This is a genomic window from Microcoleus sp. Pol12B5, from assembly GCF_036701335.1.
Taxonomy (GTDB): Bacteria; Cyanobacteriota; Cyanobacteriia; order Cyanobacteriales; family Microcoleaceae; genus Microcoleus.
Genome location: NZ_JAUBQQ010000041.1, coordinates 1 through 23,830 on the forward strand (window position 1 = coordinate 1; position 23,830 = coordinate 23,830).

The window sequence follows — 23,830 nt, forward strand, 5'->3', positions numbered from 1 at the left end:
TACGATTGCCTGCTTGACGGAGCGATCGCCTGCTTGACGGTACGATCGCTACACCAACTCTTTTAAGATACAAGGGGCGGGTTCACCAACAATATATGTCTCAAATTAACGATCTCGTAAACCCGCCCCTTTTAGCCGATCGCACCTCTACGCGCTTCAATCAAAAACAGATTCGCTTTCTCGTAATTAGGACGTTCTGGCAATTTAGTTGCAGCAAAAGCGCGATCGAACTCACCGTGCAAGCTCAACCGCCAGCGATTCACCTCATCCCAGGATATTTCTTGGTTGCGGATAGATAAAAGTTGCGATCGATAATCCTGCACCCGAACAGGTACAAACCCCTCCTTGAGCACCGTAATTCCTGACAGCAACAAGCGAATTAAGTGCATCGCGTGCTTCCAACGAATTTCCCCGGTATTGCGGAGGTCTTGCTCCATTTTTTTAAATTGAGACAAAACGTAGCTATTGTAAGTTTGATAAACCAATTGAGAAAGAAAGATTTCCCGAATTTCGAGCAATTCTTGTGCTACAGGAGAAACAGTTTCTACTAAAGGCGTGTACAAACATTCTAGCACATTTGGATTAGCTTTTAGTGCCAAAACTAGAAACTTTTGCAGTTCCCAATAGCATTCCTGATTTTCCTTGTTTTCCAATTGTTCTGGAATGCCGTAAAGCGACCAATGAAGTATTGCGGGCGGCAGGTAAATCCCGCGTCTGTCTGTATCGGATTGCTCGTTATCAAGACCGTAGGCTCTCGAACCAAGAATGCAGCGGTAAATTACAGAATCATAGAGGTTGTATTCTGCAAGAAAATCTCCTCCTGACTGCAATCCTTCGCTCTGAAACTGCTTGCGGATACTGAGTTCGTGCCGCCGCAGACTAACTTGTGTTCCGTCTGGGAATTTGACTAAATATGCGTGGGAATTATCCGTAGGCGATTGAACGATGACACCTACTAATCCCGGTTTCCAAGATTGGTCGCCGGCGGGATTTTTGACCTCGATTTTGGTGACAATTTGGGTTCCTGCGGGGATGATTAAGTTGAAATTTTGAGGAAGATTGGCATTTGCCATGAGGAAACCTCCTGCGGGGCACGAGCTACAATGCTAGTGTAGCATATGTGTAGTACGAAGTGGCGTTTTGGGCGATCGCGGATTTGGCCTTGTTGAACATTGTCTAACGATCGAGGAGGAACACCGCCAGCGGCTTAAGGAAAAGGTGTTGGAAATTGTCGAGACTCACCCGACAATTGCAGCAATTCGCAATGGGGAAGCGGTGACGGACTTGCAACAGGTGGCGTTAGAGCGTACACTGAGGCAAGAGTTGCATGGGGGAAACGTGCAGTTGTAGAAGTCGAATATTCGCAAGGCGTTTAATCTGAAGGTGAATAGTTTATTATCGTTTCTGCGAGAGTTGTTCGAGATTGAGGCATTGCCGGATTATCAAGAGGTGGTAAGGCGGAATTTTGAGGATTTTATTGCCCAACGGCAGTTTAACTCCAATCAGATTCAGTTTTTAAGGGCCGTGCAGAATGTGTTTTTGAAGAAGCGGCGGTTGGAAGTCCCGGATTTGTATGAGGCACCGTTAGACAGATTTGGAGAGGATGCGGTAGAAAGGTGGTTTACTGAGGAGGAAGTGGATGATTTAATTGAATTTGTCGCACAGTTGGTGGCTTAAACACTAGATACTCCCTATAATCTAGACAAAATTCTTAAAAGAAAAACATAGAAAATTAAATTATTAAAAGCTCTTTCACTCCTACAGAATTAATATGACTCATTTTGGCATCATCTGTCCTGGTTCTACTGGTCCCCTCAACACTATGCTGCCTTTAGGGCAGGAACTTCAAAGGCGTGGTCATCGCGTCACTCTGTTTGGAATACTCGATACTCAATCTAAAACATTGGCAGCCGGATTAGAATTCCAGGCTGTTGGCAATGAGGAGTTTCCAACTGGAGCGATGGCAGCATCCTTTACACAATTGGGGAAACTCAGCGGATTAGCTGCATTGCAATATACGATTAATCTACTTAAGGAGGGAGCCGCTGTTATGCTCCGGGATGCTCCAGCATCACTCAAAGCATCTGGTGTAGAAGCCTTGCTAGTCAACCAAGGCTCAGTAGAAGGAGGAACTGTTGCCGATTTTCTAGACATTCCTTTCGTAACTGTGTGCAGTGCCGTGGTGCTGAATCGAGACCCTAGCGTTCCTCCTTTCAACACCCTCTGGGAATATAGCCCAGCTTGGTGGGCGCGTTTACGCAACCAAATGGGTTATCTGTTACTTAATCGTGTCGCGAAGCCAATTAGAGATGTAATTGCTGAGTATCGCCAAGAATGGAACCTGCCTCCGCACAGTCACCCTAATGATCCCTACTCTCAACTGGCTCAACTAAGTCAAGCACCTTTTGAGTTTGAATTTCCTCGGCAGGAGTTGCCTCCGTGGTTCCATTTCACGGGTTCCTACCATTCGTCAGCCAGCCGAGAACCTGTTTCTTTTCCCTATGAAAAGTTGACGGGGAAACCATTAATTTATGCTTCGATGGGAACATTGCAAAATCGCCTGATTGGGGTTTTTCAGGATATTGCGTTAGCTTGTGAGGGATTAGATGCCCAGTTGGTGATTTCTCTTGGGGGTTCAGCTAGCCCAGAATCCCTACCACAATTGGCCGGAAATCCTCTGGTTGTTAGGTATGCACCTCAATTGGAAATACTCACAAAAGCTACCTTGATGGTTACTCATGCAGGAATGAATACCACGATGGAATGCCTGAAGAGTGGAGTGCCAATGGTTGCAATTCCGGTTGCTAATGACCAACCAGGAGTAGCAGCACGGATCGCTTGGACAGGAGCAGGTGAAGTTGTTCCTCTGAACAAATTGAGTGTTCCCAGGCTACTATCTGCTATCGGAAAGGTGCTGACAGAAGATTCTTACAAAAAAAATGCGGTTAGGTTACAAGAGGCGATCGCTCGTGCTGGTGGAGTGAGTCGAGCTGCCGATATTATCGAACAAGTTGTATCGACGCGGAAGCCTGTTTTAGCTCAAAGCCTGCAATAAATAGGTTTTATTAGCCATCACTTTGAGAATTGATAGATGCTCACTGACCCTGAACTGCGATCGCCAGTTGACCCAATTTGGGAGAGATTACGATCGTCGGGACTCTGGAAGCCAAAGCAGGATGAGATTTTTTATCAGCGGCGCAGGTTACAATGGAGAGGTTGCTGAAGTTAGAGCATATTATGGGGATAGAAGTGCGGGAGTTGATGAGTTTTATAGATGAAAAATGAAAGTTAGAGAAGTTATTAAAATGTTAGAAGATGATGGTTGGTATTTAGCTAGAACAAAGGGCAGTCATCGTCAATTTAAACACCCAGAAAAGGCTGGGACTGTCACGGTGTCAGGTAATTTAGGCGTTGATATGCCAATTGGTACGCTTAAAAGTGTTTGGCGGCAAGCTCAACTAGAAGAGGAGGAAGATTAATGCGTTATGTTGTTGTAATTGAAAAAGGTGAAACTAGCTACGGTGCTTATGTTCCCGATTTACCTGGATGTGTAGCTGTGGCTGAAAGTTTAGAAGAGGTGAGAAATTTAATTAAAGAGGCGATCGCATTTCATATTGAAGGACTACAAGAGGATGCTTTTCCGATTCCCGAACCTGTCTCTATTTGCGAATATGTTGAAGCTTAAGAAGCTGAGGGCGGTTGAAACTGCGGCTACACAAAATTTCGTCCCAGCAGAGGAGGACTAAGAAATAAGAGGAATCAGAAAATAAATTCGATGGGCAATACAGGATTTGAACCTGTGACCCCTTCCGTGTGAAGGAAGTGCGCTACCACTGTGCTAATTGCCCGCAGATAACTAATATACCATACGCAATCCGAATTCGCAACTAAAATTTTCCTAAAAAATCAGCCGCTTGTTTCCGAGTTGAACTCGACACAATGCCAAGAATACAGGCATTTGTCGAGTCTGGCATCAGTTAACCTGCCACCAACCCGCCGACGGGCCGACAAACCGCACTACAATCCACCAAGCAACCAAAAGACTAATCCCCATCCAGCTTCCGCGACTTGTCCACTTCACAAAATCTTCGCTTTGGGTTTTCGTGATTGGCAGCCAGGGAAGGATGCGTTCTTCTTTACCGTATTCGTCGCCGATCGACTCTTTGCGACGCTTAGCTTCACCCATAATCTTTGTCTACTAAATTAGATTTCAACTGGATACCTAACCAAATTATAGGCCAACAGGTCATCTCAAGCCTGCGTCAGCCAAGTCGTATCCAAATAATCAATCCTCGCAAAAGGACTCAAAGCCGCTAAAACCTGCTGTCCATAACTGCGGTGAATCACCCTGCTGTCGAAAATCGCCACCACCCCTTGACGTTCTCGCACCGGCGCGATCGCCCGTTGCAATTCATTCAGCGCCGCCGGCAGCAAATACAACCGAAACCAATCCTTGCGCCGTTCCTTATAATAAGCCACACGCGCCGTCACCAAAGGATTCTCCAAAGAAGGTAGCGGCAAAGTTGCGATCGCCAGCAAGTGAGGCGCCCTCAATTCCCCCTGATGTTCCCGCCAAAACTCCCACCCCGTCACCAAAATCGCATTCTCGCCGACATCTGTTTTTTCAACCTGCACCCGAGAACCGAACTCAGAAGCCAAAATCGCCGCCAGCCGAGCCCTCAGCGGTACATCACCCACAATCAGCACCGTTAACCCCGCCACCGACGCGCTCATCAACAGCAAAGTCCGAATTTCTTCCATTAAAACTCCCTGAAATTCCGGCGTATTTGGCAGCGGCAGCCAGTTGGGAATGTACAGTTGAATTAATTCGCTTTGTCGATCGGGCGAAAACTTAACGCTCGTCAATTCTGGCAGTCCCAGCATTTGCCGGAAGATCGGAGCCTTCGGTTCCACATCCACCGCCCCCCCAATCAACACCACAGGCTGATAATCCCAAATTTTGCTCAAAACCTCAGCCACCTGCACCGGCGCGCAGAACAGAGAAAATGAGCCAGCCTCCCGATGAATTTCCGCCCACCGCAGTTTTCCGTTTGCTTCCCACCGCTGCCAAAAATTGCTCCAAGCAGCCGGAATCAGCGAATTCGGCTCGATCCTTTCAAACAGCCCCTGCAAAATATTTTGCTCTGCCGTTTCCAGCAAATAGCACTCCTCTGGTTTCGCCGGATGCTGAAAGAAAGCCCGCGTTAGCAGTACCCGCCCTTGGAGGATTGCATCGGCTTCCAAAGGCTGAGATTGCATTAAATCATTCCAGTCAGCAGGTTGCAAACACGCCGTCAATTGCTGGCGCGTCCAAACTTCCAAGTCATCCACACCGTCGATAATTGTCGGAATATTGCTCGGAAGTGGCGAATTCCCCGCCAAGCGAGCCGCCAGCCAAGGCTGCGGATCTACTAGCATCAATCCTTGTCCAGTGGCATTATCGGAATAAGTCTCGATCGACTTATCAGTTTGCAGCCACTCTTGCAAACGTGGAATTTCCACTCCTCTCAAATGCTCGATCAGCCGTGTCGGCGCCACTAAAATCACAGGTTCCGGCCACATCAAAATCGGCATCAAATAGCTGACTCGATACCGCTGTCGGTAAGCTCCAGCCGGAAGCCCCGTTTGGATCAGAGCGCTGCGCCCCAAGCGCAATGCCCGCGCCACGAGCCGCGCCATCGTTAAATGGTGGGGCCAGTGCGGCTCGGAGTTTGATCGCAGGAAGCGGAGCAATGAGTTGTGGACTTCTACCTCAATCAATCGGTTTTAAAATTGACATTTCTCACTCAACATAATCAAAACTGGCCAGAAAATCAACTACTTTTTGACCGAGAGGCAAACTGAATTTACTCTCCTGATGAGTTGCACCTCCCTTCCCAAAATTCCCGTGAGAATTCACCATCAAACTCTCCTGTCCCGAACTAATTAAAATAGTTTGGGTCGGTGACTCAAAAAACTTTGTTGGCTGACTAACCCGTGATATATTAGAGACCAAATTTATCAATTCATTTAATTTATTTGTAGCTGTACTCAATGCTTTACGCAACTGCAATATTCGTTTATTCTCCAAATTTTGATTTTCGATATTTTTGCCAATAACTATAATATTTCTCTGAGTTAGTACAGCATCTTTAAAAGGAATAATCGCTAAAAAAGCTGCTGGCAATAAATGCTCATCGCTCTCAAATCTAAAAGTTAGAGTTGTGCGGCGGTAGCCGACTTCAATATTAGGAGGAAAAATCATGGCCCGGTAATGCCGAGCTATTTCGCTGTAAGCTGTTGCTAAAGTGCTGTTTGCTGAGTAGTCTAAAAGTGAGTCAACTACAATTTGCACTAACCCAGGCGTGTGATTTAAAAATTTTATCGATTCTGACGGCGAATTAAATTGTTGAATCTGAGTGCGATCGCCTGCGGGACTGAGGTCAACCCATTGGCAAGTAATATCATCTGCAATGATGCCACACCGAGGAACCAAATACAATTTTGCTCCTGTTAAAGTTGCTCCCCTTAAATCAGCGCCCACCCAATCGGCATTAATCAAATTTGTTTCTGTCAAATCAGCGTGAACGAAACTAGCACTTCCTAAATTAGTATTTCTTAAATCTGCTCCGTTAAGGTTAGCTCCGCTCAATTTAGCAAAGCTCAGATCCGCGCCGTTGAGGTTAGCTCCCGTCAAATCAGCCCATTTGAGGTTAGCTCCGCTCAAATTGGCACTGCTGAGATTCACCTGTTGCAATGAAGCTTGTCTCATATCGGCATTGTTAAAATTGGCGCCGCTAAGTTCTGCTTTCGTCAAATCTGCGCCGTGTAAGTTAGCTTCTTGAAAGTTAGCTGAAACAGCCGAGGCACCTCTGAGATTTGCACCGGACAGGTTAGCACCGGACAGGTTAGTTTCCGTCAGTTTTACCTCTCTTAAATCTGCTTCAGTCAGGTTAGCGCCGCTGAAGTTAGTTTTGCTGAGTTCGCAGCGGACTAATTCGCTTCTAATTAGGGACGCTCTGATTAATTGAGCTGCACTTAAATCGGCTCTCACTAAGTTTGCTACGTTGAGAGTAGCCCCGTTTAAGATTGCCCGCGACAGGTTGGTACTGCTGAGTCTAGCCACATTCAGGTTCGCTTCGCTCAAGTTAACTTCGCTCAAGTTAGCACCGCTGAGGTTGGTAACAAATAAGCTAGCCCCCTTTAAAATTGATTGGCTGAGATTGATGCGGCTGAGATTAGCTTCATTCAGGTTGATTCCTGTGAAATCTCTGTCGCCTTCAGTATATCTTTTGACGATTGCAAATCGTTTGAGTAGTTCTTCAGCTTCCATTTGTTTACCTGAATAAAATGGCGATCGGCTAACTTTTATATGGCATAAATATAAATAATATCAAATTCATTTATAGTATTTACTCACCGAGCTGATAAAAGCTTTTGACAAACTCAATGACCGTATTTAGCGGCGGGGTGGTAAATCTTTGGGCTTTAATTGCAGGACTGATAGATGTTTTGTTGACTCCAGGTAAATTTGTCAAGTTTCTGCCAAAATCTGGGTGATAGTGAATCATCAAAGTTTCGGCGCTTGAGTTAGCGAGTACAGTTTGGGTAGGTGATTGGAAAAAACTTGACATCGGTTCGCGATCGAGGCGAATCGGCTGAATTTTCATTTCCCCTATTTTTCTCATTGTTTTGGTCAGGGCTACGTTTAATTGCACTACCATATTTGAAACTCGGACGCCCAGGTTATTACCACTTTGGGGTTGAATCATCTTGATCAAAGTAATCAAATTTTTCTGAGTAAATGCTGCATCACTAAAGGGAACAATCGCAACGAAAGCTGTGGGAAATAGTTGCTCGTCCTGCTCTATTTTAAATGATATGATTGTGCGTCTGGAATTAACTTCGATACTGGGAGGATGATTCAAAGCAGGGTATTGACGGGCTATTTGGCGGTAGGTAGCTGCCAGGACAAAGTTAGCATCGGGGTCGAGGGGTCGATCGACAATAATTTGAACTGTCGGCGGTGTAGCATTGAAAAACCTTTGAGATTCTTCTGGGGTAAAGCGCTGAATGTGGCTGCGATCGCCGTTAGGACTGAGGTCAACCCAATCGCAGGTAATGTCATCTGCTTTCACATCAAACCTAGACACAGCGTAAATTTTTGCCCCCGTCAGAGCCGCCCCCGTCAAATCTGCACCCACCCAATCAGCGTGAATCAAATTCGCTTGGGTCAAATCCGCGTGTACCAGAGTAGCGTTCAACAGATTGACATTGCTCAAATTTGCCCCGTACAAGTTGGCCCCGCTCAATCTCGCTTCATCCAAGTCAGCACCGGTCAGGTTCGCCCCGCTGAGGTCAGCCCACCGGAGATTAGCGCCTCGCAAGTCAGCGCCGCTAAGGTTTGCCTGAGACAGATTAGCTTGTCTGAGTTCGGCATTGCAGAGGTTGACTCCTCGCAAGTCTGCCCTGCTGAGATCGGCTCTGTGCAAGTTGGCCCGTTCCAAGTTGGCCGCTGTTAGAAAAGCGCCTCTCAGGTGAGCCCCGCTGAGGTCGGCTTGCTCTAGATTGGCTTCTCTGAGGGTTGCTTCTCTCAAATCTGCTTCGCTGAGATTTGCACCGGTCAAGTTAGCACTGCTAAGGTTTGCTCGAATCAGTTCGGATCTGATCAGTGTAGCTTCAACGAGTTGGGCTTCGCTGAGGTCGGCTCTAATCAAGTTGGCCACGTTGAGGATAGCGCCGCTGAGGTTGGCTTTGTGGAGATTAGTACCGCTGAGTCTGGCAACATTAAGTTTGGCTTTTCTCATGTTGGCGTTTGACAAATTGGTGCCGCTCATGTTGGTGAGGCTCAAGATTGCCTCACTGAAATTAGCCCCGCTGAGATCGATCCTGCTGAGATTTGCCTCGCAAAGGAGGATGGCAGTAAAATCTCTTTCTCCTGCTGCATATTTGGTGATGAGTTCTTCGGCATCCATGCTTTTCAATTTCCCTGATGTCTTAGCTAGAACAAAGCTTTATTGTCCCAACCTTTAAACTAGAATAAGCATTTTTTGTAACTTGATGCAATATGCCTAGACATCTATATTGTGGAAGCCTTTTATAAAATCCAAAATGCTAGTGATATTAGCTTGAGCCAATTTTGTGCTTTCGGCTAACTTACCCGATGGTGAGTTACTTTGCTCGTATTTTTTAATCAGGCGTTTGCCGAAGGCAGGGTGGTGATATACGCTGAGTCTTTGATCGCGGGAATTAATTAAGCTCATCTGTGTTGGAATTTGAAAGAAATTGATGCTTTCACCGATTTTTGGAAAAGAACTGGAAATTTTGATTTGGTCTACTTTGCTGATAGCTTGGTTGAGAGCTTTGCTGCATAACTGAACGTGTTTAGATTCTTTGACGTTAAGTTTGCCTGCATCGTGCGATTGAATCATTTTCATCAAAGCTATTAGGTTTTTTTGAGTTATGGCAGCGTCGTTAAAAGGAATGATGGCAACGTAAGCGGTGGCAAATAATTTATCGTCGCTGTCCATTTTAAACGCGAGTACGGTGCGCCTGGAGCTGACTTCGATCGTGGGAGGCTGACTTAAACTTGGGTATTGTTGGGCAATTTGGTAATAAGTTGCAGCTAATGCAAAATGAGCGCCTTGATCTAAGGGCGAGTCAATTACAATCCGAACTGTGGGCAAGGTTTCATGAAAAAATTCCTGGGTTCCTCCCGAGTTCAACCAGTAAATTTGGCTGTGGTCGCCGTTGGGGCTGAGATCAACCCACTTGCAGGTCATGCCTTCGGTTTTGATGCCGAGCCGCGAAACTGCGTGAAGTTTGGCTCCGGTTAAGGTGGCTCCGGTTAAGTCGGCTCCAATCCAGTCGGCGCGGATCAGATAGGCATTTGTCAGGTCGGCGTGAACTAAGCTGGCATTCAGCAAGTTAGCGTGGCAGAGGTCGGCTCGGCTGAGGTCGGCACCGCTCAATTTGGCCTCGCTGAGGTCGGCCCAACGGAGATTGCAGCCGCTGAGAATGGCCCAGCGCAAATTGACGCCGCTGAGGTCGGCGCCGCTGAGTACGGCTTGAGTGAGGTTGGCTTGTCTCAGTTCTGTGCCTCGCAAGTCGGCGCCGCTGAGGTCGGCTCGGCTAAGGTCGGCTCCTTGCAGGTTGGCTTGTTCGAGGTTGGCTTCTGTCAAGCACGCGCCGCTGAGGTGAGCGCCTCGAAGGTTGGCTTGAGCGAGGTTGGCTCCTCGAAGGGTGGCTTCGGTAAGGGTGGCGCCGCTGAGGTTTGCGCCGCTGAGGTTTGCGCCGCTGAGTTCGGCTCGAATGAGCTCGGCTCTGATCAGTTTCGCTCCGATGAGTATGGCTTTTTTGAGGTCAACTCGCACTAGGTAAGCGACGTTGAGGTCGGCGTCGGTGAGGTCGGCGCCGCCTAGATGGGCGCCACTGAGTCTGGCAATGTTGAGTTTTGCACCTGTGAGGTTTGTTTTGCTGAGGTTTGCTCCGCTTAGGTTTGCTACACTCAGATTCGCACCCTTGAGGTTGGCTCCGCTCAAGTTGACGCCGCTGAGGTTGGCCTCAGTCAGGTTGATTCCGGCAAAGTTTCTTTCTCCGGCGGCATATTTTTTCAGGAGTTCCTCGACTGTCATGGGGGCGGCACCGTATCAAATATCCCCATTTTATTGCTATGAATATCGGTATTGTAGGACTGGGTTTAATTGGCGGCTCGATCGGGCTGGATTTGCGATCGCGCGGGTTTAATGTTTTTGGGGTTTCGAGTCGGCAGCAGACTTGCGATCGGGCGCAAGCTCGCGGTGTTGTCAATGAAGCCAGCATAAACCTGTCTCTGATGGCAGCAGCGGATGTGGTTTTTATTTGCACGCCACTGGGGTCGATCGAGTCGATCGTCCGAGAGTTGGTGCCCTATCTTTCCCCTGATACTATTGTAACCGATGTCGGTTCCGTAAAAACACCCATAGTGCAGGCTGTGTCTCCTCTGTGGCCGAATTTTGTAGGGGGACACCCGATGGCGGGGACTGCTGAAAGCGGGATTGAGGCGGCGATACCGGATTTGTTTGTGGGCCGGCCTTACGTGGTGACGCCGACTGCCCAGACGCCGACGCTTGCGGTGGATAAGGTTGAGGAAATTGCGCGGTTGCTGGGTGCTAAAGTTTACCGATGTGAGCCGGAAGAACACGATCGAGCTGTGGCTTGGATTTCTCATTTGCCGCTCATGGCGAGCGCGACGCTGGTTGCTGCCTGCGATCGAGAGGGCGATCGGGATATTGTTAATTTAGCCCAACATTTGGCGAGTTCGGGTTTTCGGGATACGAGCCGCGTTGGGGGCGGCAATCCCGAGCTGGGAGTCATGGTGGCAAAGTACAATCGAGAGGAATTATTGCGATCGCTCTCTATTTACCGCGACAGTCTCAACGAGTTCATCAGCGATATTGCAGCCGAAAATTGGCAAGCTCTCGAACACAAGCTGAAACTGACTCAACAAGCAAGACAGAATTACAAATTGTGAGCCAAAAATTACTGAAAACGGTTCCCGTCTCGATTATGATTTGTGGACGCCTATATATTTAGTTTCAATGTACACTTATTCTCGGGTCAAGCGATTTTTACTGGGTGAATCTCTCCCCACCAGTGCATCTATTCATGAACGGCTGAGCAACGCTACAGGACTAGCTGTTCTGGCTTCCGATGCACTTTCGTCTGTTGCCTACGCTACTCAAGAAACTCTGCTGGTACTGTTACTAGCGGGGAGTAGTAGTTTGAGTTTATCGCTGCCTATTTCTGGAATTATTATTTTACTGTTGGCGATCGTGGCGCTGTCTTACCGACAGACAATTAAAGCGTACCCCAACGGCGGTGGCGCTTACATTGTAGCGCGAGAAAATTTGGGTATTTATCCTGGTTTAATCGCAGCAGCTTCGCTGATGATTGATTACATTTTAACTGTAACAGTCAGTATTTCGGCTGGCGTTGCGGCCTTGACTTCAGCAGTTCCCTCGCTGCACCCCTACACAGTTGAACTGTGCTTAGTTTTTATTGTCCTAATCATGTTTGCCAATCTCAGGGGATTGCGGGAATCTGGCAATATATTTATGGTTCCCACCTATGCGTTTCTCGTTGGGATTTTTGTTTTAATTGGCTGCGGCTTATTTCAACAGGCAACAGGTAATGTTATGCCGACATTACAAAATATTCCCGCTAAGGAACCTTTGGGGTTATTTCTGCTCGCGCGCGCTTTTGCGGCGGGCTGTACTGCCCTGACAGGAGTTGAAGCCATATCAGACGGGGTGTTGGCTTTTAAGCCTCCTGAATGGAAAAATGCGCGCCTGACTTTGAGCTATATGGGGGGAATTCTGGGAGCGATGTTTTTGGGGATTAGTTACTTGGCTCATATTTATCAGGTGATTCCTACAGAACATGAAACGCTCCTTTCTGTATTGGGAAAACAGATTTTTGGTGTCGGTATATTTTATTACTATTTGCAGGCAGCAACTCTGTTAATTTTGCTGTTGGCGGCGAATACGAGTTATGCTGATTTTCCGCGACTTTGTTATTTTTTGTCGCGGGACGGGTTCTTGCCCAGGCAGTTGTCGCTGTTGGGCGATCGACTGGTTTATTCTAATGGCATTAATCTGCTCAGCTTCTGCGCTGCTCTTTTAATTATCATCTTTCGAGGCAATACGAGCGCGGTGCTTCCTCTGTATGCGGTTGGGGTTTTCACTTCTTTTACTCTCTCCCAATCGGGAATGGTAATTCACTGGTTTAAGGAACGAGGTAAAGGTTGGCAAGTTAGTGCTGTGATGAACGGTATTGGTGCAGTGGCAACAACGGGAGTTTTGGCTGTAATTCTCGCTACAAAATTCCTTTTGGGAGCTTGGGTTGTCGTAGTAACTATCCCGATCGTAGTCAGTCTATTTTTAGCTATTCACCGACACTATCGGTATGTCGCTGCTCGGTTGAGCATTCAGGGAATAGAACCGAGGTCTTATCTTCGCAGACCTAAAGTTAAGACGGTGACACATCCGGCAGTGGTGTTAGTCGGGCAGTTGCACCGGGGAACTTTCGAGGCCCTTGATTACGCTCGTTTAATTGCTGATGAAGTTGTGGCAGTTCACGTAGATATTGGTTTGACAGATCGAGAAAAATTACAATTAGCTTGGAAAGATTTGCAGTCTGATATTCCTTTGGAAATTCTGGACTCGCCTTACCGTTCTGTTGCTTCGGCTTTGACACACTTTTTGACTTTGTTTGAAGAGCAGCGACCGGGAGTTTATTTAACGCTGATCATTCCGGCTTTTGTGACCAGAAATTGGTGGGAGGGACTGCTGCACAATCAAACTGCTTTCTTTTTAAAAGCGGCTTTGCGGGCTAAAAGAAGTCGGGTTGTAACAACGGTTAGATATTTTCTTTAAGTAGGGAGAGGCAACCGTCGGCGATTGCCCCTACTTCCTCGCAATGAAAATTGGAATGCGGTCGGACGCGCTGGCAAAAGAAACCCGGTTTCTTCGCAAAATCGTTGGTTTGGATGCGATTTTTCGAGGCATAAACCGGGTTTCTGACACCGCTTGGTAAATCATATATATTTATTAAAAATTCAAGAAAAGGGTTGACATAAGTTCTTTGAAAGAAAACTGGCAAGATGCCAGTGCCACAAGAGAACTCAATAGTTCTCTGAAAGAAAACTGGCAAGATGCCGATGCTCCAACAGCAGAAGTTTTGCTCCCAGAGGATTTTCCTGTGGAAGCAAAGCGCTCAAACAGTTAGCAAGTTTGGCGAATTTCGTCACCCTCAAAGTGGTTGCGTTTGTCGCGCTGGCGCTACTCCTGACTTTTATCCAGGGGATGCGGGATTGGCGATTGCATCGTCGAAACAGCAGGAATGGTGATTCCGGTGGCCATTGGTTCCGCTTCATGATTTACTCGGGTTCGCCGAATGTGGCGCGATCGAGCTTGCCAGGCCTAGCCAAAAACTCTGAAACAGCCTGAATCCAGGCTTTCCCCGCTGTCTGTCGCAGCAAATCCCGAACTTGTGAGATATTTGCCAGCGGAAGCAACAGCCGCTAACTACGGTTTTATCAAGCGTTTGCTGCTAGCAGAACTTCTGCGCTGGCGTTGGCGGCAAGTTTTCGGGGATGTCGAAGCTCTCCTAGTATACGATTTGCCTGACAATATCACTTGAGCTGAAGGTGTCGGCTGGGTAACTGGCAAAGGCGCTTGTCCCGCACATTCGGGCCAGCCTGTAATTCGGGTTCGATGGCCGCGCCGTCTTATTTGCTGGTTGGGAAGGGGAACGATCGATTTTGGCGGCTTCTCACGGTGCAGGAAGGGCGCGATCGCAAAAATCGATCTGAGTCGCGGGGGTGCTAACAAAACTGACTCCGCTTAGGGATTAACCGGCGTAGATTGCATTACCGGGCGCGAAGAACGCAAAATCGAAGAAGCACCAACCGCTTACAAGCCAATTCAACCAGTAATTGACGTTCAGGTTGAGACGCAAATAGTTGGTGTAGTCGCTAAAATAAAGCGAGTGTTAACGTTTAAAGCCTAGGAACGGGGCATTTGAGAATTAAAAATTAAACAAGGGTAAGGTGCGCGGATCACCCTACTAATTTCTAATTCTCGGCCCCTTTTCCGATGCCCCATGCCCTATGACTGATTCTCAAGCATCACCAAATCCATCAAAACCTGTCCATCCCCTAAAGCGGCTGCTGAAGTACGGGCGCCGCTACCGCCTGAAAGCTTGGCTGGCAAGTATCTGTTCGCTGCTGAATAAATTCTTTGATTTAGCGCCGCCAGCATTAATAGGTATTGCCGTTGATGTGGTGGTGAAACAGCAAGATTCTATCCTCGCTCAGTGGGGCATAAAAGATGTCTTTTGGCAACTGGCAATTATCACTCTTTTGAGCGCGATTGTTTGGACGTTGGAATCTATTTTTGAATATGCTTATGATTATTTGTGGCGCAATTTGGCTCAGGATATTGAACATGATTTGCGTCTGGAAGCTTACAGCCATTTGCAGGAATTAGAATTAGCTTATTTTGAAGAGCGCAGCACTGGTGGTTTGATTTCTATTCTCAACGATGATATCAATCAACTAGAACGTTTTTTGGACGACGGCGCTAATGAAGTAATTCAGGTAATGACAACTGTTGTTGTGATTGGCGCGGCTTTTTTTGCTGCATCTCCTGGTGTGGCTGGGCTGTCAATGCTGCCGATCCCCTTTATTATTTGGGGTTCGATCGCCTTTCAAAATCGCCTCGCTCCTCTCTATGCTGATGTGCGGGAAAAGGTGAGTTTTCTGAACGGGCAACTGTCGAATAATTTGATGGGAATTACTACTATTAAAAGTTTTACTTCCGAAGATTATGAAATTCAGCGCATCGAAGCACAAAGTCAAGCTTACCGCGAAAGCAACCGACGGGCGATCGTACTTTCGGCAGCTTTTATTCCGCTGATTCGGGTTGTGATTTTCTTGGGGTTTATTGCAACACTATTTCTGGGCGGTTTGGAGGTGGTGGCGGGCCGGTTGTCGGTGGGAACTTACAGCGTTTTGGTGTTTTTGACCCAGCGGTTGCTGTGGCCTCTGACTCGCCTAGGAGATACTCTGGATCAATACCAGCGCGCCATGGCTTCGACTAATCGGGTGATGAATTTGTTGGATACTCCGATCGCAATTCGCACGGGTGATATTCGGCGGCCGGTTAGTTCGATTAAGGGTGAGTTGGAATTTAAAAATGTAACTTTTTCTTACAATCAAAGAAAGCCGATTTTACAGTATTTTTCCTTGACTCTGCCGGCGGGCAAAACTACTGCGATTGTTGGCGCTACTGGTTCGGGAAAAAGTACGCTGGTGAAGCTAATATTGAGGCTGTACGAGGTACAGCATGGCAACATTTATCTCGACGGTATAGAATTAAATAACCTGAATTTAAAAGATTTGCGGAGAGCGATAGGATTGGTGAGTCAAGATGTGTTTTTGTTTCACGGTACGGTGGCAGAAAATATTGCTTACGGCAGTTTTGAGGCTAACAATCGAGAGATAGTAAATGCTGCGAAAATTGCGGAGGCTCACGAGTTTATCGTACAATTGCCGGACGGTTACAACACTATTGTAGGGGAACGCGGTCAAAAATTGTCGGGGGGTCAGCGGCAGCGAATTGCAATTGCGAGGGCTGTTTTGAAGAATCCGCCGATTTTGATTCTTGACGAAGCTACTTCAGCGGTGGATAACGAGACGGAGGCGGCAATTCAGCGATCGCTCGAACGAATTACCAAAAATCGCACTACAATTGCGATCGCCCACCGTCTTTCTACTGTCCGCAATGCCGATTGCATTTGTGTCATGGAAGAAGGGCTAGTGGTAGAATCGGGGCAGCACGAACAACTGATCGAACAGGACGGAATTTATGCGGCACTCTGGCGCGTGCAATCTGGTATAAGATAGAAACGCAGCGCTTTTGGATAATTGGGAATTGCTAATTTGTAATTAGGGATGGGGCATTGGGCCTGGGTAACTAATGACACCAGTCAACTGCCAACTGCCAACTGACTACTGACTGCTGACTGTAAAATATTAGCTTATACAAACAAGAAGAGAAAATGTTTCTATTTGATAGCCCTGAGTCCAAACCCAACGAAAATAGCTGGAGCCGCAAATTAGATAAATTCGTGAAAGCTAATCAACATGAATTGGCTGCTTTGGCTTGGGGGCTATTTCTAGAAAGGGGAGAAGAAAGCGAGGAGATTTTGGCAATTGATATTGCAGAAACTGCGCGTTTTGTGTATTGTAAGAAAGAGGCGGTTGAGGAGTTGAACCGTCAAGTAAAAAGTCATATTCAGGAAGTTGTAGGTGTATTAAATGCTCATAAACCTGAGACAGAAGTGGCGATTTTGGCGATCGGGGAAGGTCAAATTAAGTTAATTTTTTTTGAACCTAAGCCTGAACCTCCTGTTTGTTTTGAGGAAGCTGCGACCGATGTGGATACATTGTTGGCTAAGCTAGAACAGCAGATGGTTGAATGTATGAAATAGGAGTTATATCAAATCCCGTGGTATCGGAATTGATACTTCCTACAGTCAGGAGACGACGCGGTGAGGTTTCCCGAAAATTAATCGGGCGATGGTTATATCTCTTATCGAGGAAGATTGATTATCTTGAGGTAGGGAAATGGCAATGCCGTGTCCTGCGTTGCCCTATTGTCGATGGTTATATCCGATCGCACTCTGAGAGCAATTTTATCCCGCAGTCTCTTTCAATCCTTGGGTTATCTCAACATTGTATCAGTAACAGGCAAGATGCCTGTTCCACAAAGAGTAAACCGGGACTTATTATAGATATCAGAATAACCAGCAATCAAAATAACCAGCGGGCGGGGCATCGTCATGAAAAATTTGAGCTTTGTCTAAAGTAGGTACAGCCTCCGCCAATTCCCTACCTACTTTTACCTCAAGCGCCCTGTCTGTTAATGGAAAGGAAAATTGATAGCCATCTTGCAAATATTTGGCCCTAGCTACAATCTCATCTTTCTCCAAAATCTGGCTGTTGCTACCAATCAAAATGCTATTACTTTCCTGGCAAACACACAGGCACACCTGAGAAAACACACTTTGAAAAGTTGTGATTTTTTCGGCATAAAACTGATCTCTGTGCAGCAGATTTGCTACGACAACTCCCTCGCTTGACAAGTGTTTTTCGCAGATTTGATAAAATTCTTTGGTGGATAGGCGGTGCGGAAAGTAGCCGTTGCCAAAAGCTACGTCGATCATGATGATATCGTACTGAGCATCTGATTTTTGCTGCTCTAAATACTCTCTGCCGTCTTGAATTGTTACCGTCAGCCGATCGTCGAATTTTACCCCAAAACACTGTGTAGCTGCTTCGATCGCGATCGGATCGACATCCGTACATTCTATAACAGTTTCCGGGAAATAGTGGTGCAAAACTAAGGGAATTCTGCCGCCGCCAAATCCAGCCATATAGATTCTTTGAGGTTGGCTTTGCCACACTAAACCCAACATCATCGCCTGAGTATATTCAGACACTAGATGTAAAGGATTGTTGAGATCGAAAATAGATTGCAGTAAATCTGTTTGCCGATTTACTTTTTCTACTAAAGATAGCTTAATGTGCGATCGCTCTTTTGTGACTGCAACATAGTGAACACCAGACTCTTTGCAAAAAATAACTTTGTCTGGCTGTTGTTGCAGCCAAGCCAACCGCTGTCCAATAGCGGATAAATTAATAGATTGCCAAGTTTTGTGTTCCTCAATCATCTGACTATAAATTTTAGTTAAATTTGATATTGTCTAAGAATATAGCCTCATCAACGCGGTTTCTACCAAAATGGCTGAGTCGCCCGATATCTGCGAAGAAACCGGGTTTCTAGTGAAGGCTGGCGCAAGTCATGTTCTCATTTTCCAGCCGGGCAAAAAACGAGAACACAACAGAAATTCAGCCGATTACAGCCGCTTGTACGCCACCAACTCCAAACCTGAAACCGAAAGTTCCACTTTTTCCCAGCCTTCCTTGTCACCTTCCAACTTTTCAAAGGCTGCTGAGGTGAGCAAAATCTCTCCGCGTTCCGCCAAATCCTCTCCCAGCTTTGATGCCAGATTAAATTCCGATCCGTACATATCTTCTCCTTCCAGCATCAAAACATCGCCACAGCCAATACCAATGCAGAGGTAAATATCCATATCCGGCGGTAGTGTCGTGTTGACAGCCGCCGTTTGTTTCAAAGAGTCGATCGCAGCTTCCACCGCCGATTTTACATCGGGAAACACTGCAAAAATATTGTCTGCTTCCTCCTTAACTACAGTGCCCCTGCATTCTGAAATTATCGGTTTGACAATTCCGTGCATCCGGTGAATCATTGCCAAAAAATGAATAATTCCGTAGCGGACTGTCGTACGCGAAAATCCCGACATATCCATTACTAAAATTGCGTAATTTTGGCGAAAAGTTTCATTAATTTTCGCATCAATTTCAGCTATTCTTTCGGGATGTTCGTTTCTTTCTTGCAGCAATTTTTCCAAGTTAGCGCGGTTATTTGTTTTCATTTTGGTTTAATTAAATTCCCAATCGCGACACAGTTCTTGAGGGCGGCCAGCCGGATGTACCGCACAATTGATGCCATCCTTACAGTAATAATAATCGCAGACTTTGCAAGGTTTAGTTTGCTCTAATTTTTTCATCAAAATTGCCCGGATTGCCTGGACTCGGTTTCGATACTTGTTTGCATTCGAGTGACTCGGTTCAATTGCCAAAGCTTGCTCGAAAGCTGCTAAGCTGGAATCGTACAATTTAATAATTTGGGAACTGTACTTTGTCCAAGCATCGGCATGGCTTTGATACAGTTCGACTGTACTTAAGTTTAAAATTCCGTATTCTGTCCAAGCGTCGGCTGAAGCTCGATCGAACTTAATATTGGCATTGAGCAAAACTTTTTTGATCGTTGCCAAAAGTTCCCTCGGCTGCCAAGGTTTGCTAACATAAGCCTCGGCGCGATCGCCCTGGAACCTCGCAAATAAAGCTAACTGCTGTCCCTTGCCTGTTAAAAATACCACTGGTATGTTCCGAGTTTCGGGATTAGCTTTAATTAAACGACAAACCCCGTAGCCGTCTAGACGGGGCATTATGACATCTAATAATACTAAATCGGGGCAATTTTTCTCAATTTTATCCAGCGCTTCCACACCGTCCGATGCCTGAATTACATTCAATCCGCTGCATCTCAACTGATGTGAAATGCACTCCCGCTGGCTGCGGGAATCTTCCACCACTAAAACTGTACTCATCACTCCCCACCTGGTTTCTGAGGTAAACTTGTTCGCTGCTTCGAGTAACCCTTGCTGAAATCAGTTTACCCACATTGGAAGAGTTTGTTATCACTGGCAAGCTAAACTTACTAAAATTGCAACAAATCTTAAACTGGGAAGCAAAGGTGATACTTATCAGAAAATGCTTGTTGCTAATACCCGAAAAATTATTAGATATTTGGGCGACAAATATTCGACTTTTAAGCCTTCATAACGCCAAATCTTACTGATGTCGGACGAAAACCTTGTTGAATTGCAACAGATAATCGGTTACTGTATACATTAAAGTTCTTAAAGACGACAAATGAATAGATTACTCCTCACTTTATTGGTAAGCCCCACGCTGTTTGGATCTGTGATGTCTTTGAGCGCGATCGCAAATCCCGCTCAAATTGGTGAAACACCAAGCCAATCGGCTGATTCGCCCCGCTGCGTGCGATCGCCCCACAGTCAGCGTCTGACTTGCGTGCGCCTCCCCGCCAAAGCTGCTGCTAATTCTAAAGTAAAAATCAGTTGGCAGCGGCCTGATGATCAGCAGGTGGCGATGCTGGATTTTTCGGAAGAAGAAAGCGATGCGGCTGTGGCCCTGTTTGGCTGCGACTGTCAGATGTGTATCAACTCGCTGCGACAGTTGCGCGGTTTGCCACCTCTGGATCTAGCTTCTTGAGGGCGATCAGACACCATTGGGAGTCAGTCTCAAAAATCTGGTTTCCGATCGCTGCGGGCTTTGGAATGCCTTTAGCTTTCTCACTTTTAGAGAAATTGTAGCCAATTTGTTCCATGATTTATAGAGTTTTTTTATCTCTCAAAACCGGGCCTCTACTTTTTAGCTAGAACTTGTTTAAGTTGAGCAGTTGCTTGCTCAATTTTTTCGATACTACCTGGGTTGACCAATCCGTAGTAGTCAAAAACGTAAACTCGATTATTTTTTGTGGCCGTTAGTTGATTCCAAAATGAATCAGATTTAAATTGGTCTAAAATTCCTTCTCCCCGATCGACTACAATGATTACTTCGGGATTAGCCTCTAAAACCTTTTCCGCTGAAAGCGTTACGTAGCCTCGCACGGGGCTATCTCCTTGCAATTGGGCTGCGACATTTTTCACGTTAAACTTACCCAGCAAATCTCCAGCCCAACTGCTTTGATTCGGCGATAAAATCGGTTGTCTGCTTACCAATACTAAAGTAGCGGGGCTTTGATTTGGGATGTCTGCTAAAAATGTTTGGTAGCGTTTTAACAGAGGTTCGGGATTTGTATTGAGGGATTTAGCTAAAGTTGTTGTTAACTCTTCTAGGGATTTCCAGCTATCAACTTGAGTGAGTAAAGTTTTAATTCCAAGCTGCTGCAATTTTTGCATTGTTTGGTCGTGAAACCCCGACGCACCTACCACCAAATCCGGTTTCAATGCGATGATTTTTTCCAAATTAGGAGGGGTGCGTTCGGCAGTGACTGCGGTAATCCCTGTAAATTTGGGGTTGCTGCTGACTAATTTGCTGCCGGGAATTCCTACAAGTTTGGTTGAGTCGAGTTGATGGATAATATCGGCGGTTAAAGGTGTTAAAGCTACAACTTTTTGTGCTGCTTCGCTGTTAGTGGTTTGCGGTTGATTAACTGGCGGCGAACCAGCAGGAGTTGATGGCTGAATTTGGGGTGAAGTGGCGGCGGAGCAAGCGGTAAATGCTAAACTCAGCAACAGGATAGCGATACGAGAAAAAAAAGTTTTGTACATAGTTTAGGCGGGAGTTACAGCGAGTTTAGACCAGGTTGAGACAGAATTGACGGGAAGTTCGATCGCACTTTAGCGCTTAATGATTTAAATATCAATACTTTACGGTAGATTTTGTATAAAAAACCGCATTTATTGCCTGAATGCGGCTTTTTTAAGTATCTCTTAAGTTTTATTATATCCTTTGGAATCAAGAGTAGGCAATAGCTTAAAGCCTTTGCCACTCAGATAGAACAGCGGATTGTGGCAATAAGTTAATATAAATAATTATGAAAAAATTGAGAACTTAGTGCGAGGGAAAGGTTATACTTGACATAAAAAAATTAAGTATGAAGAGTGGGAGCGATCGCACAAATCTGCAAGCCGACAGAAGTTTCTAAAATAATAGCTTCGACGCCAAAAATCTGAGCTAAATTATCAGGAGTTAAAACTTCTGCGGGAGTTCCTACACAAAAAAGTTCTCCTTTATCTAACATAGCAATCCGCGAACTGTACCTAGCAGCTAAGTTAATTTCATGCAGCACCGTAATAATCGTCAATTTGTGTTTTAAATTTAGTTTTTTAAGCAACTCTAACAATTGCAACTGATAGCAAATATCTAAATAAGTAGTAGGTTCATCTAATAGCAAAACTTGCGGATTTTGAGCCAAAGCTAACGCGAGGAAAGCGCGCTGGCGTTCGCCTCCTGAGAGTTGTTCTACAGGGCGATCGCGAAATTCCTCAATCCCAGTTTGAGCGATCGCAATTTCCACCTTTTCTGCATCTTCCTTGCTCAATTCCCACTGCCACCAACCCTGATGAGGAGAACGCCCCAAACTAACTAATTGCCTTACCGTCAAACCTTCGGGTACTGTTTGCTGCTGCGGCAAAATCGCTAATTTTTGAGCGACAACAGCAGCAGGTTGAGTATGAATTGCCTTGCCATCAAGCAACACACTTCCTTGCTGCGGAGTTAGGATGCGGCTAACTAACTTCAAAAAAGTAGACTTACCAGAACCGTTGGCACCGATGAGACTCAACCACTCACCAGGTTGTAAAGATAAAGTGATGTTGTGGGCGATCGCAACTTCGCCGTAACCACCAGTTAAATTTTGAATTTCTAAAGACATTATATTTGGTAATTGGTAATTGGGCATGGGGCATGGGGCATTGGGCATTGGTTACTAATAACTAATGACTGATGACTAATAACTAATGACTAATAAGTAGAACGCCGATAAAGCAGCCAGACAAACAGCGGAGAACCCAACAAAGCCGTAACCGTACCCACAGGCAATTCTACCGCACCCAAGCGAGCCAAAAAATCAGCAAAAGTCAACACCCAAGCACCGCCGATCGCGCTCAGCGGCAATACAAACCGATAATCATTACCAGCCAACAAACGCACCCCGTGAGGCACAACCAATCCCACAAAACCAATCAATCCGCCGATGCTGACAGCACTCGCAGCTAGCAAAGTAGCAACACCCCCAATCAACAAGCGCGATCGCACCAGGGACACCCCCAAACCAACAGCTAAATCGTCGCCCAAAGCCAGCAAATTTATCGATCGACCCAAAAAACATCCTAACAGCAAAGCAGTCAAAATATAAGGTGCAGCCACCTGCAAATCCGACCAACCGCGACCGTTCAAACTACCGATTAACCAATTCAAAGCAGCTTGCAAACGGCTGTCTTCAGCTAACAGCAACAGTGTAGTTTGTATTGCCCCAAACAGAGAACTCACAGCCACACCAGCTAAAACCAAACGTTCCACAGAAATTCCCGTTTTAGTTTTTCCCAAAAAGTAGACCAGCATCGAAGTGAAAATAGCACCTATCCAAGCCGCCAAAGGTACCCAAGTTTGAAATATTCCCAAAGTCAGCATGGTAATCGCAACCAACCCTGCACCCGCCGAAATTCCTAATACAAAAGGATCGGCTAAACCGTTGCGTAGCATCCCTTGCAGCAAAGCTCCCGACATTCCTAAAGCCGCACCAACCGTCAGCGCTGCCGCAACTCTGGGCAAACGCAATTCCCAGAAAATAGTTTGATTGACAGCATCACCTTGGTGCAGAAATGCTTGCCACAATTGATCGGCACTCATCGGCACCGCACCAAAAGAAAGCGAAAGGGCGATGGTTAATAGCAAACCCAATCCTAAGAATACAACTGCCTGAAAAACTCGATATTTTAGCCAGACTTTTTGGGGGTTCACTACATTACACCATAATCTTAATTAACAGCACCCAATACCATATCTCCTCTGTTTTGAATGCTTGAACTCGTTAACTACAATAACAATAACCGATTCACCTGAAGACGG

At 46.2% G+C, this 23,830-nt stretch carries 25 protein-coding genes and 1 tRNA gene; 13 read left to right on the top strand and 13 right to left on the bottom strand.

Features of this window, described 5'->3' with window-relative positions; genetic code table 11:
* Window positions 1–131 precede the first annotated feature (131 nt).
* On the bottom strand, window positions 132–1,073 hold the full coding sequence (locus QUA24_RS17325; protein ID WP_333230916.1) for a DNA polymerase beta superfamily protein: 942 nt from the start codon (window positions 1,071–1,073) through the stop codon (window positions 132–134).
* A 67-nt stretch (window positions 1,074–1,140) separates the two neighbouring features.
* On the opposite strand from QUA24_RS17325, the gene QUA24_RS17330 reads away from it, so the two are divergent.
* From QUA24_RS17330 to QUA24_RS17350, 5 genes are all read left to right on the top strand, one after another.
* Window positions 1,141–1,350 carry a hypothetical protein gene (locus QUA24_RS17330; protein WP_333230917.1) on the top strand — a complete coding sequence of 70 codons (210 nt, stop codon included), beginning with the start codon at window positions 1,141–1,143 and terminating at the stop codon, window positions 1,348–1,350.
* Between the two features lie 9 nt (window positions 1,351–1,359).
* Window positions 1,360–1,677, top strand: coding sequence for a type I restriction-modification enzyme R subunit C-terminal domain-containing protein (locus QUA24_RS17335; protein WP_333230952.1), 318 nt, complete (start codon window positions 1,360–1,362; stop codon window positions 1,675–1,677).
* Between the two features lie 94 nt (window positions 1,678–1,771).
* A complete protein-coding gene (locus tag QUA24_RS17340) occupies window positions 1,772–3,055 on the top strand; it encodes a glycosyltransferase (protein ID WP_333230918.1) in 1,284 nt (427 codons plus the stop codon).
* Window positions 3,056–3,281: 226 nt separating this feature from the next.
* The gene (locus tag QUA24_RS17345; RefSeq protein WP_265237275.1) at window positions 3,282–3,479 is read left to right on the top strand and encodes a type II toxin-antitoxin system HicA family toxin; all 198 of its coding nucleotides are present in this window, start codon (window positions 3,282–3,284) and stop codon (window positions 3,477–3,479) included.
* Window positions 3,479–3,685, top strand: a complete 207-nt coding sequence (locus QUA24_RS17350) for a type II toxin-antitoxin system HicB family antitoxin (RefSeq protein ID WP_333230919.1) — start codon at window positions 3,479–3,481, stop codon at window positions 3,683–3,685. The genes QUA24_RS17345 and QUA24_RS17350 overlap by 1 nt, the downstream gene beginning before the upstream one ends.
* 91 nt (window positions 3,686–3,776) lie before the next feature.
* Here QUA24_RS17350 and QUA24_RS17355 read toward each other — a convergent pair.
* The 6 genes from QUA24_RS17355 to QUA24_RS17380 all read right to left on the bottom strand — a co-directional run bounded on the left by QUA24_RS17355 (window position 3,777) and on the right by QUA24_RS17380 (window position 10,613).
* Window positions 3,777–3,848, bottom strand: a tRNA-Val gene (locus QUA24_RS17355).
* 125 nt (window positions 3,849–3,973) lie between these two features.
* Window positions 3,974–4,186: a DUF2839 domain-containing protein gene (locus QUA24_RS17360; RefSeq protein ID WP_333230920.1), complete on the bottom strand. Its 213-nt coding sequence runs from the start codon at window positions 4,184–4,186 to the stop codon at window positions 3,974–3,976.
* A 65-nt stretch (window positions 4,187–4,251) separates the two neighbouring features.
* The gene (locus QUA24_RS17365) at window positions 4,252–5,760 is read right to left on the bottom strand and encodes a helicase C-terminal domain-containing protein (RefSeq protein ID WP_333230921.1); all 1,509 of its coding nucleotides are present in this window, start codon (window positions 5,758–5,760) and stop codon (window positions 4,252–4,254) included.
* A 22-nt stretch (window positions 5,761–5,782) separates the two neighbouring features.
* The gene (locus QUA24_RS17370; RefSeq protein ID WP_333230922.1) at window positions 5,783–7,312 is read right to left on the bottom strand and encodes a pentapeptide repeat-containing protein; all 1,530 of its coding nucleotides are present in this window, start codon (window positions 7,310–7,312) and stop codon (window positions 5,783–5,785) included.
* Between the two features lie 79 nt (window positions 7,313–7,391).
* Window positions 7,392–8,954, bottom strand: coding sequence for a pentapeptide repeat-containing protein (locus QUA24_RS17375; protein ID WP_333230923.1), 1,563 nt, complete (start codon window positions 8,952–8,954; stop codon window positions 7,392–7,394).
* A 96-nt stretch (window positions 8,955–9,050) separates the two neighbouring features.
* The gene (locus tag QUA24_RS17380; RefSeq protein WP_333210419.1) at window positions 9,051–10,613 is read right to left on the bottom strand and encodes a pentapeptide repeat-containing protein; all 1,563 of its coding nucleotides are present in this window, start codon (window positions 10,611–10,613) and stop codon (window positions 9,051–9,053) included.
* A 38-nt stretch (window positions 10,614–10,651) separates the two neighbouring features.
* Between QUA24_RS17380 and QUA24_RS17385 the strand changes: the two genes are divergently transcribed.
* From QUA24_RS17385 to ccmS, 7 genes are all read left to right on the top strand, one after another.
* A complete protein-coding gene (locus QUA24_RS17385) occupies window positions 10,652–11,491 on the top strand; it encodes a prephenate/arogenate dehydrogenase (protein ID WP_333230924.1) in 840 nt (279 codons plus the stop codon).
* A 67-nt stretch (window positions 11,492–11,558) separates the two neighbouring features.
* Window positions 11,559–13,394 (top strand): APC family permease, encoded by a 1,836-nt coding sequence (locus QUA24_RS17390; RefSeq protein ID WP_333230925.1) that lies wholly within the window; start codon window positions 11,559–11,561, stop codon window positions 13,392–13,394.
* 208 nt (window positions 13,395–13,602) lie between these two features.
* Window positions 13,603–13,746 carry a hypothetical protein gene (locus QUA24_RS17395; protein WP_333230926.1) on the top strand — a complete coding sequence of 48 codons (144 nt, stop codon included), beginning with the start codon at window positions 13,603–13,605 and terminating at the stop codon, window positions 13,744–13,746.
* A 264-nt stretch (window positions 13,747–14,010) separates the two neighbouring features.
* A complete protein-coding gene (locus tag QUA24_RS17400; protein WP_333230927.1) occupies window positions 14,011–14,160 on the top strand; it encodes a hypothetical protein in 150 nt (49 codons plus the stop codon).
* Window positions 14,161–14,388: 228 nt separating this feature from the next.
* Window positions 14,389–14,529, top strand: a complete 141-nt coding sequence (locus tag QUA24_RS17405; RefSeq protein WP_333230953.1) for an RtcB family protein — start codon at window positions 14,389–14,391, stop codon at window positions 14,527–14,529.
* Between the two features lie 100 nt (window positions 14,530–14,629).
* Entirely contained in the window at window positions 14,630–16,426 is a 1,797-nt protein-coding gene (locus tag QUA24_RS17410; RefSeq protein ID WP_333230928.1) for an ABC transporter ATP-binding protein, read from the top strand.
* A gap of 155 nt (window positions 16,427–16,581) precedes the next feature.
* Complete coding sequence (gene ccmS / locus QUA24_RS17415) at window positions 16,582–17,013, top strand: beta-carboxysome assembly chaperone CcmS (protein ID WP_333230929.1); 432 nt, start codon at window positions 16,582–16,584, stop codon at window positions 17,011–17,013.
* A gap of 306 nt (window positions 17,014–17,319) precedes the next feature.
* Here the strand turns inward: ccmS and QUA24_RS17420 are convergent, their stop codons facing one another.
* The 3 genes from QUA24_RS17420 to QUA24_RS17430 all read right to left on the bottom strand — a co-directional run bounded on the left by QUA24_RS17420 (window position 17,320) and on the right by QUA24_RS17430 (window position 19,779).
* Complete coding sequence (locus QUA24_RS17420) at window positions 17,320–18,255, bottom strand: fused MFS/spermidine synthase (protein WP_333230930.1); 936 nt, start codon at window positions 18,253–18,255, stop codon at window positions 17,320–17,322.
* Between the two features lie 186 nt (window positions 18,256–18,441).
* Window positions 18,442–19,041 carry an adenylate/guanylate cyclase domain-containing protein gene (locus QUA24_RS17425; protein ID WP_333230931.1) on the bottom strand — a complete coding sequence of 200 codons (600 nt, stop codon included), beginning with the start codon at window positions 19,039–19,041 and terminating at the stop codon, window positions 18,442–18,444.
* Between the two features lie 6 nt (window positions 19,042–19,047).
* Window positions 19,048–19,779, bottom strand: a complete 732-nt coding sequence (locus QUA24_RS17430; RefSeq protein ID WP_333230932.1) for a response regulator — start codon at window positions 19,777–19,779, stop codon at window positions 19,048–19,050.
* Window positions 19,780–20,104: 325 nt separating this feature from the next.
* Between QUA24_RS17430 and QUA24_RS17435 the strand changes: the two genes are divergently transcribed.
* A complete protein-coding gene (locus tag QUA24_RS17435) occupies window positions 20,105–20,467 on the top strand; it encodes a hypothetical protein (protein ID WP_333164076.1) in 363 nt (120 codons plus the stop codon).
* Window positions 20,468–20,619: 152 nt separating this feature from the next.
* On the opposite strand, the gene QUA24_RS17440 is transcribed toward QUA24_RS17435, so the two are convergent.
* The 3 genes from QUA24_RS17440 to QUA24_RS17450 form a co-directional block, all read right to left on the bottom strand.
* Window positions 20,620–21,528, bottom strand: coding sequence for an ABC transporter substrate-binding protein (locus QUA24_RS17440; protein WP_333230933.1), 909 nt, complete (start codon window positions 21,526–21,528; stop codon window positions 20,620–20,622).
* A gap of 320 nt (window positions 21,529–21,848) precedes the next feature.
* Window positions 21,849–22,634, bottom strand: coding sequence for an ABC transporter ATP-binding protein (locus QUA24_RS17445; protein ID WP_333230934.1), 786 nt, complete (start codon window positions 22,632–22,634; stop codon window positions 21,849–21,851).
* An 89-nt stretch (window positions 22,635–22,723) separates the two neighbouring features.
* The gene (locus QUA24_RS17450; RefSeq protein WP_333230935.1) at window positions 22,724–23,722 is read right to left on the bottom strand and encodes an iron ABC transporter permease; all 999 of its coding nucleotides are present in this window, start codon (window positions 23,720–23,722) and stop codon (window positions 22,724–22,726) included.
* Window positions 23,723–23,830: the final 108 nt, after the last annotated feature.